Source organism: Budvicia diplopodorum (assembly GCF_009800925.1).
In the GTDB taxonomy this organism is placed as follows: Bacteria; Pseudomonadota; Gammaproteobacteria; order Enterobacterales; family Enterobacteriaceae; genus Budvicia; species Budvicia diplopodorum.
Genome location: NZ_WOYF01000001.1, coordinates 289,313 through 301,774 on the forward strand (window position 1 = coordinate 289,313; position 12,462 = coordinate 301,774).

8 protein-coding genes are annotated in these 12,462 nt (G+C 48.5%); all 8 read right to left on the reverse strand.

Annotation, left to right across the window (positions count from 1 at the left end; genetic code table 11):
• Window positions 1–92: 92 nt before the first annotated feature.
• Entirely contained in the window at window positions 93–947 is an 855-nt protein-coding gene (locus GVI43_RS01245; RefSeq protein WP_159564602.1) for a DmsC/YnfH family molybdoenzyme membrane anchor subunit, read from the reverse strand.
• 1 nt (window position 948) lies between these two features.
• Entirely contained in the window at window positions 949–1,569 is a 621-nt protein-coding gene (locus GVI43_RS01250; RefSeq protein ID WP_159564598.1) for a DMSO/selenate family reductase complex B subunit, read from the reverse strand.
• Between the two features lie 10 nt (window positions 1,570–1,579).
• Complete coding sequence (locus GVI43_RS01255; protein WP_159564604.1) at window positions 1,580–4,033, reverse strand: DmsA/YnfE/YnfF family dimethyl sulfoxide reductase; 2,454 nt, start codon at window positions 4,031–4,033, stop codon at window positions 1,580–1,582.
• Window positions 4,034–4,545: 512 nt separating this feature from the next.
• The gene (gene serS / locus GVI43_RS01260; RefSeq protein ID WP_159564606.1) at window positions 4,546–5,838 is read right to left on the reverse strand and encodes a serine--tRNA ligase; all 1,293 of its coding nucleotides are present in this window, start codon (window positions 5,836–5,838) and stop codon (window positions 4,546–4,548) included.
• A 107-nt stretch (window positions 5,839–5,945) separates the two neighbouring features.
• Entirely contained in the window at window positions 5,946–7,289 is a 1,344-nt protein-coding gene (locus GVI43_RS01265) for a replication-associated recombination protein A (RefSeq protein WP_159564608.1), read from the reverse strand.
• A gap of 7 nt (window positions 7,290–7,296) precedes the next feature.
• The gene (gene lolA, locus GVI43_RS01270) at window positions 7,297–7,908 is read right to left on the reverse strand and encodes an outer membrane lipoprotein periplasmic chaperone LolA (RefSeq protein WP_159564610.1); all 612 of its coding nucleotides are present in this window, start codon (window positions 7,906–7,908) and stop codon (window positions 7,297–7,299) included.
• 261 nt (window positions 7,909–8,169) lie between these two features.
• Window positions 8,170–11,745, reverse strand: a complete 3,576-nt coding sequence (locus GVI43_RS01275; protein ID WP_159564612.1) for a DNA translocase FtsK 4TM domain-containing protein — start codon at window positions 11,743–11,745, stop codon at window positions 8,170–8,172.
• 124 nt (window positions 11,746–11,869) lie between these two features.
• On the reverse strand, window positions 11,870–12,364 hold the full coding sequence (gene lrp / locus GVI43_RS01280; protein WP_027274497.1) for a leucine-responsive transcriptional regulator Lrp: 495 nt from the start codon (window positions 12,362–12,364) through the stop codon (window positions 11,870–11,872).
• Window positions 12,365–12,462 lie beyond the last annotated feature (98 nt).

Sequence of the window (12,462 nt, forward strand, 5' to 3'; positions counted from 1 at the left end):
AAATAAGGCATCGGTCATTAATCAGAAAATATACTGCTGAGAACAAATAAAGCGCAAAGTAACGAATATATTACCCTGCGCTATATAGCGATTTACCCGCCGTAAGTCATGCCCACGGTCATATGTAAATTGTAAAACACCGCCCGGCCGATAAGTTCACCGCACACCACTAGCACAAAACCGACCAGCAGGCTGAATGTGGTAACGCCTTTAGCGCGGATCAGCGGACAAATCCAGAAGCCGAGGCCCACCGCTACCAGCGCTAAGCGCAACGCCATCATTTGGCCATACTGCGGCACTAAGGCGGTCGCCGACATCACCGAGCTTTGTAGCTGAACCAGTTCGCTCCCCTGCATCAGACCGGATACCGCACTGATTAGCAGCGCGATAACGCTGATGGCCGCCAGTCCTTTACCGCCGCAGGCGCAGGCTTTACTTTTCAGCATATAGCCCAGCAGCGGCCCGCCAATCAGCATGGTCAGGAAGAAGTTCAGCGTGGTATAGCCGCTATGCCAGGTCGGCACCGTCTCCATTTGGTAAACCCGGCACATGCCGTACACAAAGGCCAGGCCCGATATCATACCGATGACCAACCACAGTTTGCCCAGCCCTGCTGGCATCTTGCCCATCATGGCTATCAGCCAGTAAATGCCGCCGATAGCAAAGAAGGCTGAGCCCAGCGCTATCTCATTGCTCAGGCCGGATTGCCCCACCCGATTCAGTGAGTTAAACGCCCGCATCGGTGAACCAAGGTGCATCATTGAGGCGATAAAGGCGATGCCCATCAGGACCCAGATAAAGAACATGCCGTTGTGAATAGACTTTCGCTGAGCGTTATCCGTTTTAGGACATAACAGCGCCAAAGCCAGTACGATAAATCCGCCTACCGCGCACTGCCCCAGGACCGTGAATAACATCAACGGCCATTCATGCCATCCCATTCCCATCTTAAACCTCCTTCGGATTGGATAAATGACCGGTGGTATCCCCGACCGGGCGACTACAGGCGTTCGGCTTGAGCACGATATTCGGCCGGGTGTACTTCGCCGCCGGTAACGGTGCCACTTCGGCCAGCGTACCGTGTTTGGCCCGCAGTTCGTCAATCGGGCCGAAGTCTAGCGCGCGCAGCGGACAAGACTCAACGCAGATAGGCTTTTTGCCTTCGTTAAGCACCCGCTCATGGCAACCGTCGCACTTGGTCATATGCCCCTTCGCCGCATTGTACTGCGGTGCCCCGTACGGGCAGGCCATATGGCAGTAACGACAGCCAATGCACACCTCTTCATTCACCAGTACAAAACCGTCTTCGCGCTTATGCATGGCACCGCTCGGGCAGACCTTAACGCAGGCCGGGTCATCGCAGTGGTTACAGGCAATCGATAAATAGTAGGCAAACACGTTTTGCTGCCAGGCATCGCCGTCTTTCATCCATTCGCCGCCGGCGTATTCGTAAATACGACGGAAGCTGACGTCCGGGGTTAAATCTTTATAGTCTTTACACGCTAGCTCGCAGGTTTTGCAGCCCGTGCAACGACTCGAATCAATATAAAAACCGTATTGCGTTGTCATTGGCCGCTCCTTAAACTTTTGCCACTTCAACCAGATTGGTATGCTGAGGATTGCCTTTCGCCAGCGGCGAAGGCCGCAGCGTAGTCAGCACATTCACACAGCCACCGTGATCGATTTTATCGCCATTCATATTGGCCCGATGCCACGCACCTTGCCCCATTCCCGTTACTCCGGGCATCATTCTCGGCGTCACTTTAGCGGGCAGGCGAAGCTCTCCGCGAACGTTGAATACTCTGACTAAATCGCCACTTTTAATTCCGCGTTCTTGGGCATCAATCGGGTTGATCCAGACTTCCTGACGACAGGCAGCATCCAGCACGTCAATATTTCCATAGCTTGAGTGGGTACGGGATTTATAGTGGAAGCCAACCATTTGTAACGGGAATTTCTCCCTGATAGGGTCATCCCAGCCTTCAAAGGTCGATGCATAAACAGGTAACGGACTAATAACGTCACCCTTTTGCAGCGTCCAGCTGGCCACAATATCCGCCAACTGTTGAGAGTAGATCTCAATTTTTCCTGAAGGGGTTTTTAGTGGGTTCGCGTCAGGATCTTGGCGGAACTTTTTGTAGGCAACAAAATGTCCGCTCGGATCTTTACGCTTGTAGATGCCCATCGCCTTCATATCTTCATAGTCCGGCATTTGCGGATCTTTCTGTTTCATCTTCGCGTAGAGATACTGTAGCCATTCGGCCTGCGACCTGCCCTCGGTGAACTTTTGTGCCACATCAGGGCCTAGGCGCGTTGCGATTTCGGTGAGAATGTCGTAGATAGGTTTACGTTCAAACTTCGGCGAGGTTGCCGGTTGACTAAAGATCAGATAGCCCATGTTGCCGGCATAATCATTACAAACGAAATCTTCTTGTTCGGTGGTCATCAGGTCAGGCAGCAGATAATCGGCGTATTTAGCCGACGACGTCATGAAGTTTTCAATTACCACAATGCATTCGCACTGCTTTTCATCCTGAAGAATTTCATGGGTTCGGTTAATATCCGAATGCTGATTGATAATGGTATTACCGGCATAGTTCCACATAAACTTGATCGGCACCGTTAGCCGTTCTTTGCCGCGCACGCCGTCGGTTTTATCGGTCATCTCTGTGGGCCGATAAATAGCGTCCGTCCAGGTAAATACCGATATGCTGGTTTTTACCGGATTATCCAGCACCGGTACCCGTTCCATCGTCATGTAATAGGTCGATTCACGCGCACCGCTGTTACCGCCATTAATACCAACGTTGCCGGTTAAAATTGGCAGCATAGCAATCGCTCGGGAGGTCAATTCGCCGTTAGCCTGGCGCTGCGGCCCCCAGCCTTGACAAATATAGGCTGGCTTAGTTAGCCCGATATCACGCGCTAGCTTAATAATCCGGTCTACGGGAATGGTGGTAATAGACGAAGCCCATTGCGGCGTTTTGGCTATGCCATCATCGCCCTGGCCTAAAATATACGCTTTATAGTGACCGTTACGCGGAGCACCTTCCGGTAAGGTTGTTTCATCATAGCCAACGCAGTATTTGTCTAAGAACGGTTGGTCGACCAGATTTTCAGTTATCAATACGTAGGCAATACCGGCAACGAGTGCGGCATCGGTACCCGGTCGTATCGGTAGCCATTCATCCTCTCGACCAGCGGCCGTATCCGTATAGCGAGGATCGATAACCACCATTCTCGCATTCGAACGTTCCCTTGCCTGTTCAAGGAGATAGGTAATACCGCCGCCGCTCATGCGCGTTTCGGCCGGATTATTACCAAACATCACCACCAGCTTACTGTTTTCAATATCTGACGTGCTATTGCCGTCATTACTGCCGTAAGTGTATGGCATAGCGCAGCTAATTTGCGCCGTGCTGTAGCTTCCATAGTGGCTTAAATATCCGCCATAGCAGTTCATTAATCGGCCAATCATCGAAGCATAAGGGGAAGAGCGAGTAATATTTCCACCAATAACGCCGGTGCTATATTGCTGATAAACGGATTCATTTCCGTAATCTTTAACGATTCGTTTCAAATTATCGGTAATTTCGTTTAATGCCTGCTCCCAGCTAATTCTGACAAACTTACCTTCCCCTCTTTTTCCTACCCGCTTCATAGGATAATTCAGGCGGTCAGGGTGGTTCATACGACGACGCATTGATCGACCGCGTAAACAGGCCCGAACCTGATGATTACCATAAGCATCATCGCCGGTATTATCCGTTTCGACCCAATAAACCTCATCATCACGCACGTGCAAACGCAGAGCACAACGGCTGCCACAGTTTACCGAGCACATACTCCATACCACTTTATCTTTAGCTTTTTCTTTTATCGCTGAAGATACCGCTTCTGTCGCCTGACTTTTAGCAAAAGGAAGTGAAACACCTACGGTTGCTAGTACAATACTGCCTAACGCACTGCTTTTTACTAAACTTCGGCGGCTAATATCCGTTACCAAAAAACTCTTCTCTTCTGGCTCATTCATGATGGTCCTCACTTTTAGCTATATAAATCGATATTGCACTTGGAATGCTCGCACACAATAAAATAAGTAGCCCGCATAGTTCTTAATCAGCGCTACCGGAGAAATAACGCATTCCTTTGCTATCAATATTTGGACTGCCATACCAGTAAGAATACGCACAAAGGAGTAAGCATTTGTTGTCGACAATCAATTTTTAATAGCACGCTAACTATTTATATATAAAGACGCACAAATTGTTCATTATCAGGCAATTAATAAAAATGATTATCAAATTGATAATGAAAATCATTTTCAAAATATAATCATGGATAGGATTAAACGCGATATAGAAATATATATTGTGGCTGCCACATTGATTGATGAATAACTAATTAGCGAAACAAATAAATAAGAGGTAGCGATGAAAGGATGGCGATAAATAGGCTAGCAATGGGTAAATTAGGCGTAGGTAAAAAATAAGCCCCGAGATATTTTTCGGGGCTTATTTAATCAATGCGGCATTTAAAAATTTATCAGCCGATAAACTCTAAACCACCCATATAAGGGCGAAGCGCTGCCGGTACTTCAATACGGCCATCGGCTTGCTGATAGTTTTCTAATATAGCCACCAGAGTACGACCAACGGCAAGGCCTGAGCCATTTAGAGTATGAACCAATGTGGTTTTCTTATCGGCTTTACCACGATAGCGGGCCTGCATGCGCCGGGCCTGAAAATCCCACATGTTGGAACATGAAGATATCTCGCGGTAAGTATTTTGAGCCGGAACCCACACTTCCAGATCGTAAGTTTTGCTGGAAGAGAAGCCCATATCACCGGTACATAGCAAAATCTTACGATACGGCAGGCCTAGCAACTGCAGCACTTTCTCTGCGTGGCCGGTTAATTCTTCCAGCGCCTGCGCTGAATCTTCCGGGCGAACAATCTGAACCAGTTCAACTTTATCGAACTGGTGCATGCGGATCAGGCCCCGGGTATCACGGCCATACGAACCGGCTTCAGAACGAAAACACGGCGTGTGCGCCGTAAGCTTCATCGGCAATACGTCTTCATCAAGAATTTCATCGCGCACCAGATTGGTCACGGGAACTTCTGCCGTTGGGATCAGCGCATAGTTGCTGCAATCAGCCTCTTCCCCTAACGGTTTGGTATGAAATAAATCTTCACCAAACTTAGGTAACTGGCCGGTCCCGTATAGCGTAGCGTGGTTGACCAGATAAGGGACATAGGTCTCGGTATAGCCATGCTCATTAGTGTGCAGGTCTAGCATAAAGTGGGATAACGCGCGGTGCATACGGGCAACCTGCCCTTTCATCACCACAAAGCGGGCACCGGTTAGCTTAACCGCAGCGGCGAAATCTAAACCACCGGTTATCTCACCTAAGTCGACGTGGTCGCGAACGGGGAAATCGAACTGACGTGGTTCACCCCAACGGCATATTTCCAGATTATCATTCTCATCTCTTCCTGACGGAACGGAATCATGTGGAATATTGGGTATATTGGATGCTAAATCACGAATCTCGGCCTGTAATTGCTCCAGCTCAGCCTTTGCCGAATCCAGTCGCTCTCCCAGTTGGTTAACCTGAAGGCGTAATGGCTCAATATCTTCACCGCGAGCTTTAGCATCACCAATGGATTTGGAGCGTGCATTACGTTCAGCTTGTAATGTTTCGGTTTCAACTTGCAGAACTTTACGGCGCTCTTCTTGCTTACGCAAGGTCTCTACATCCAGTTTAAAGCCTCTGCGAGCCAGTTTTTCAGCGGTTGCGTCTAGCTCATTACGTAATAAATTCGGGTCCAGCATGCCTAATCCTATGCCTATTATTTTAATATTGGTCAATAATAATGCTGGCCGGTTAACTCACAGCACAGCAAAGTGTTTTCAACAATTACCTTACCGCAACAAAAACGTTAACGGTAGCGTTTTGTAGAGCTATTTTGATCCTGCTCAGCCAACCACTTAAGCTTTTCAGCAATCTTGGTTTCCAGCCCTCGGGATTCAGGAAAATAATAACGTCGGTCAGCCATTTCAGCGGGGAAATAACACTCACCGGCCGCGTAACCGTTGGGTTCATCATGAGCGTAACGATATTCGGCCCCTAGCCCCATCTGTTTCATTAACTTCGTCGGCGCATTGCGTAAATGTTCGGGAACGTCATAGTCAGCCTGCTGCTGAGCGTCTTGAACGGCGGCTTTAAACGCAGTATATACCGCATTGCTTTTAGGCGCGCAGGCCAGATAGACAATGGCCTGCGCAATCGCCCTTTCACCTTCGGCCGGGCCAACGCGAGTAAAACAGTCCCACGCGGCAATAGCCACCTGCATGCCGCGCGGATCGGCATTTCCAACGTCTTCAGACGCGATCGCGAGTAAACGACGGGCAACGTACAGCGGATCGCCTCCGGCAGTAATGATTCGTGCATACCAGTAAAGGGCAGCATCCGGAGCCGATCCTCTCACTGATTTATGCAGCGCTGAAATTAAATCGTAAAAGCGATCGCCTTTATTATCGAAACGGGCGCTGCGCTCGCCAGCGATCTCTTTAAGCAACTCAGGCGTTAACACCCGCAGGCCATCGGCAGAAATTTCCGCCATATCGGCCATCATTTCCAGACTATTCAGCGCTCTGCGGGCATCGCCGTTAACCAATTCGGACAACATCCGGCGGGTTTCATCCGGCAAAACAATATTCTGTTTGCCATAGCCTTTTTCGTTATCACCCATCGCCTGTAACAGCACTTGTTCAATATCGGCAGCGTCTAGCGATTTCAGTAAATAGACCCGCGCGCGGGATAACAGCGCCGAGTTAAGTTCAAAAGAGGGGTTTTCTGTGGTTGCGCCAATAAAAGTAATAGTACCGTCTTCGATATGGGGCAAAAAGGCATCTTGCTGGCTTTTATTAAACCGGTGGACTTCATCAACAAACAGAATGGTACGCCGCCCGGCATCGCGGTTATTGCGCGCGCGCTCGATCGATTCGCGGATCTCTTTAATTCCGGACGTTACGGCTGAAATACGTTCAATATCCGCATTACCGTAATGGCCGATAATCTCGGCCAGCGTTGTCTTACCGGTACCCGGCGGGCCCCATAAGATCATGGAATGTAAATGCCCAGCCTCTATAGCTCTGGGTAAAGGCTTGCCGGGCGAAAGTAAATGGCGCTGGCCGATATATTCGGCCAGCGTTGTTGGCCGCATTCGCGCAGCCAAAGGTTGGAATTCATTCTGAGAGAAATCGAGTGAAAGATTACTCACGAATACCTCACTGGCGTTGATCGTCTAAAGTCACGCCTGCTGGTGGTGTAAAAGTAAATTTAGAGGCATCGACAGAACCGCTCTGCTGGCCCTTAAGTACGTAGGTACTACGCTGATTATCTTGCTCTACCGCAACGAACCCTTTGATAGTTCCATCGGTGGTAACGCTGATAGAGAACGCTTTCAGGCTGCCTTTTCCGGCTTTTGGCGTTAGCTCAAACTCATCGCCTTTCTGCTTGATATTGTACTTATTCCAGTCAGCAGAGTCATTGCGGGTAATTAACATAAACGGCGTATCGCCGGTTACGCTATTGAGCCATGTAGCCGTGACCTGCTCAACAAATGGATTATAAAACCATAGGGTTTTACCATCAGAAACCAGCGTACTGTCATCGGGCGAAGTCATATGCCAATGAAATAAATTCGGGCGCTTAACCCACAGCTCACCTTCACCGTCTTGTATCGCTTTACCATTAGCATCTTTCACCGATTGAGAGAAACTGGCATGGAAACTGTTCACTTTACTTAAACGGCCCTGTAAGTCTGAACGGGCATCAGCAAATACGGCTGACGATACCAGACCAGACATCAGGCAACAGGCTATAAGTAATTTCTTCATTATTGCAATTACTCCAATCTCTTTTTGAAAAACGTAAGTTAAACGTAGATTAAACGCATTTTAACCTGTTTTAACGTTGATAGCTGCACTCTACCCGACAACGGCCACTAACGCATAGACTTAACCGGCTAACCGTATGATATTTTACCTATCTTTTCAGCCTGATTACTAATCTCTGACATTCATCAGACGCGATTGTTTAGTCGTTAATGAAAATAAGGGCCGCACATAGCGACCCTCACGAACAAACCGGACCGCTGTTTAATCAAACTGCGAACGGGCCAGCACTTCTCGGTTTCCATTGTGGCCGGGAGGACTAACAATTCCCTGAGCTTCCATTTGGTCAATAATTCGCGCAGCGCGATTATAGCCAATCCGGAACTGGCGCTGAATGCCGGAAATTGACGGTTTTTTCTTCTCAACCACAAAAGCCACAGCTTGATCAAACAGAGCATCAAGTTCTTCGTCGCCTTCAAGCCCAAATCCACCTTCGCTTTCTTCTGACGTCGCCGTAATGCTTTCAATATACTGAGGACGCCCTCGGGCCTTCCAGTCTTGAACTACGGAATGAACTTCCTGATCTCGTACAAAGGCTCCGTGAACCCGAACCGGCATTGATGAGTTAGGTGGTAAATAAAGCATATCACCCATGCCTAATAGGGATTCGGCTCCGCCCTGATCGAGAATAGTACGCGAGTCAATTTTGCTGGAAACGGTAAACGCCATACGGGTTGGGATATTAGCTTTAATCAGTCCGGTAATAACGTCAACCGACGGTCGCTGGGTCGCCAACACCAAGTGAATACCGGCAGCACGGGCTTTCTGAGCCAAACGGGCAATAAGTTCTTCAACTTTCTTGCCTACTGCCATCATTAGATCGGCAAATTCATCAACCAGCACCACGATATAAGGCAATTTTTCCAGCATCGGAGGTGAAACATCCATGCTCTCGCTTGGCTTCCAGAACGGATCCGGAATAGGACGTCCTAACTCTTCGGCTTCTTGAACCCGCTCGTTATATCCGGCTAAGTTTCTGACCCCGAGAGCCGACATCAGCTTATAGCGGCGCTCCATTTCACCAACGCACCAACGCAACGCATTAGCGGCATCTTTCATATCGGTAACAACTTCAGTTAATAAATGAGGAATTCCCTCATAAACTGACAGTTCTAACATTTTCGGATCGATCATAATGAACCGAACGTCTTCCGGCGTTGCCTTGTACAGCATGCTCAGAATCATCGCATTCACGCCTACCGACTTACCGGAACCGGTAGTACCGGCAACCAATAAATGAGGCATTTTTGCTAAATCAGCTACCACTGGCTGGCCTGAGATATCTTTACCCAGCACCACGGTCAGCGGAGAGGCAGCATCCCTGAATTCAGGACCGTTCAACACTTCACGCATGTACACCGTTTGACGATGTTCATTTGGCAGTTCCAGACCAACATAAGGTTTGCCCGGAATAACTTCAACCACCCGCACGGCGATAACGGACAACGAACGCGCTAAATCGCGGGCCAGACTTGAAATACGGGCCGCTTTAACGCCCGGAGCCAAATCAAGTTCAAACCGGGTAATAACCGGCCCCGGTAGAATATCAACAACGTGAGCCTTAACCCGGAAATCTGCTAACCGACGCTCAATTAAACGGGCAGTTTCTTCCAGTTGATCCATATCTATTGGCGTCGGATTAACCGGTGGAGCAGCCAGCAAGTCCAGCGATGGCAGTGGTGTCGACGGTTTCTCTAACGGCCGTTCGTTACGCATCAGGAATGGATGAATCAAACCATCCATTGATGACGGTGTTGATAGGTGATTATCGACATCCTGCATAGGCTGCTGAGACTGCGGCGCCAAAGGCGGAACGGGAGCCGCTGGCGATTCAACGGGCGCTGGAGCGGTATATCCACCATGGTTGATTTGAGGCGCTTGCTGATGAGCATAAGGCGCAGGAGCACTTTGTGGCTGTGATGAATTAAAGCTGCTGATATCACCAAAAGGCACTTCATCAGCGCGCTCAACGTCATCAACCTGAGAAGGCAATCTAAACAACGGTTGTTCTACCTGACGGTTTTCAACCCGTTCTTCATCATCATCGGCCGCTGATACGCCAAACATCGGATTATCTGAATCAATGCAGGCATCATCAGATTGATATCCCTCACCATAACGCTGGAGCTGGTCATCAGCAAAAGCTCTTCTCAGCTCTTCTTGCTGAATAGCATCATAATCTTCTTCACTTTCTACGCTATCAGTATTGATAAATGAGGAATGCTTGGACTGTAAACGTTCGCGTTCACGCTGTTCAGCCTCGCGCTGTGAGGGCAATTTAATACCATATGATGCCAGTTCACGACGAGTTGGAATTCTGACAGGATTCGGCCTCGGCAATTCAGGACCAATACCTTGTTTAACCTGAACCGCCGCGCTGGCTGCGGGCATAAATGTCATACCAGGCAACGCGGACGATGTCGCAGTAGCAGCAGAAGCCGCGACAACGGAATTCAGCGCATTAGAAACGGAATCATCATCACTACTCAGCTCATCAGACATTGCTGCGCTGAAGCTACCAATTGGCGATATTGCCGGCTCACGATCGGCAGTAAAGCGATCGTTAACAGAAGGCTCGCTAAATGCAATATCACCCATGGACGGTTCGGTCGGAGCTCGATCGGCGGCAAAACGCTCGGTTGAACCATCAAAAGTAAACGCTGGCTCGGAAGAAATCAGAGGATGCTGTGCATCAAAAGGCGTGTTTACCGGTAGCGGATTAGCCGATTGATTCAATAAACCGGTATCTGGCTCCGTGGGATGATCAAAACGATTAGAATGATTAAAACTAAATGCGTGATGCTGACTAAACGAAGGTGCGGCGATATCTTGCTGTGGCCCGGATGCCGGACCAAATGATTCCGTTGCCGGGAAACGCGCAGGCTCTGTTGCCGTCAGTTCCGATAGCATATCTAACTGATTATCGTCGTGCGAATCCATTGGCGAAGCAAAAGATGATTGCGGCTCGGCGTCAAAATCAAATTCCTGATTTTGGCTAACTTCAGGTTCAGAGTCATCAAGAGACATGCCGGCTCTGACCACCGGCGCGCTAAACAGCACATCATCAGTCGTGTCAACGGCAGAAAAGTTGATGGCCTCTGTGGGTTGCTCTACGCTGCGAGACTCGATTTCTGGCTCATAGTCGTTAACGTTAGACTCTTTTCTGGTCCTATTAGACATAAACGTCAGGCAGCCCATAATAAAGCCGCCGATTTTTTCAGCAATTATTAACCATGACCAACCGGTGAATAACGTCAGACCAACAGCCCAGACGCAAAGCAGTACTAACGTAGCGCCAACGCTGTTTAAATGAGGCAGTAATGCGCTATTAATTAGGCTGCCAATCACTCCGCCAGAAGCAAAGTAATACCAGTCATCAATGCTGATAGCAGACAGCCCGCACGATGAAAACACCAAGGCCAGCACGCCAATAAAACGTAAAGAGAGTGCAAAAAAGTCTACTTGGCCTTCATCGCGTTCACGGCGATGCAGCATCCAGCACTGGAAAATAATAATGAGAGGGATGGCATAGGCTAAGACGCCAAAAATAAACAATAGGGTATCCGCCAGCCATGCGCCAGTTTCACCACCAATGTTGTGAATAGGCTCATGCCAAGCAGTTTGCGACCAACTAGGATCGGCAGGATTAAAACTTACCAAGGCGACCATAAGGTAGATAGCAAAAATAGCTACAGCCAGCAGTCCTGTTTCAAAAAGCCGTTGGCGGCTACTTAACTTCTTCAACTTTGGCTCTTTATCTTCTATATATTCCTGGCTCAAATAGGGCTCTCCAGGTTACCGTAAAATGCATGAACGGAAGCGCCGGGTTAAACCCAGCGCTTAGGCTGTATGAATACACAGGAGTGTAACGGAAGTTAGCAGAGTTTGCACCTGCTACGATTAATTATCGTGTTTTGATGACCAAATGGTTACTTTGCTTAACTTCTTCCATAACAACATAGGTACGGGTATCGTTTACGCCCGGCAGGCGTAACAAGGTCTCACCCAACAGTTTTCTGTAAGCGGACATATCTGATACACGAGTTTTCAACAGGTAGTCGAAATCACCGGACACTAAGTGACACTCTTGGATTTCTTCTAACTTTTGCACAGCAGTATTAAACTGTTCAAAAACGTCTGCAGCCCCGCGGTTTAACGTAATTTCAACGAAAACCAACAGCGATGCATCCAAATAATGAGGGTTTAATAACGCGGTATAGCCTTGAATAAACTTTTGGCGTTCCAAACGGCGAACACGCTCTAAACATGGCGTAGGCGACAACCCAACCCGTTTTGAAAGTTCGACGTTAGAAATACGTCCATCCATCTGTAATTCATTCAAAATATTACGGTCAATACGATCAAGATCTTTACTAGGGCGTTTTTTGTTGTCTACCATTTTTTATTGTCTCTCAATATCTTCCTTGTTTCTCGATACACCAGATATCTCAGGAATTAATATTTGGCGCTTCAACTATCCAAGCAAATTTTATAGCT

Bases quoted from the DNA above. Each gene is read 5' to 3' on its own strand.
- GVI43_RS01245 (WP_159564602.1), bottom strand. From the start codon at position 947: ATGGGAATGGGATGGCATGAATGGCCGTTGATGTTATTCACGGTCCTG.
- GVI43_RS01250 (WP_159564598.1), bottom strand. From the start codon at position 1,569: ATGACAACGCAATACGGTTTTTATATTGATTCGAGTCGTTGCACGGGC.
- GVI43_RS01255 (WP_159564604.1), bottom strand. From the start codon at position 4,033: ATGAATGAGCCAGAAGAGAAGAGTTTTTTGGTAACGGATATTAGCCGC.
- serS (WP_159564606.1), bottom strand. From the start codon at position 5,838: ATGCTGGACCCGAATTTATTACGTAATGAGCTAGACGCAACCGCTGAA.
- lolA (WP_159564610.1), bottom strand. From the start codon at position 7,908: ATGAAGAAATTACTTATAGCCTGTTGCCTGATGTCTGGTCTGGTATCG.
- lrp (WP_027274497.1), bottom strand. From the start codon at position 12,364: ATGGTAGACAACAAAAAACGCCCTAGTAAAGATCTTGATCGTATTGAC.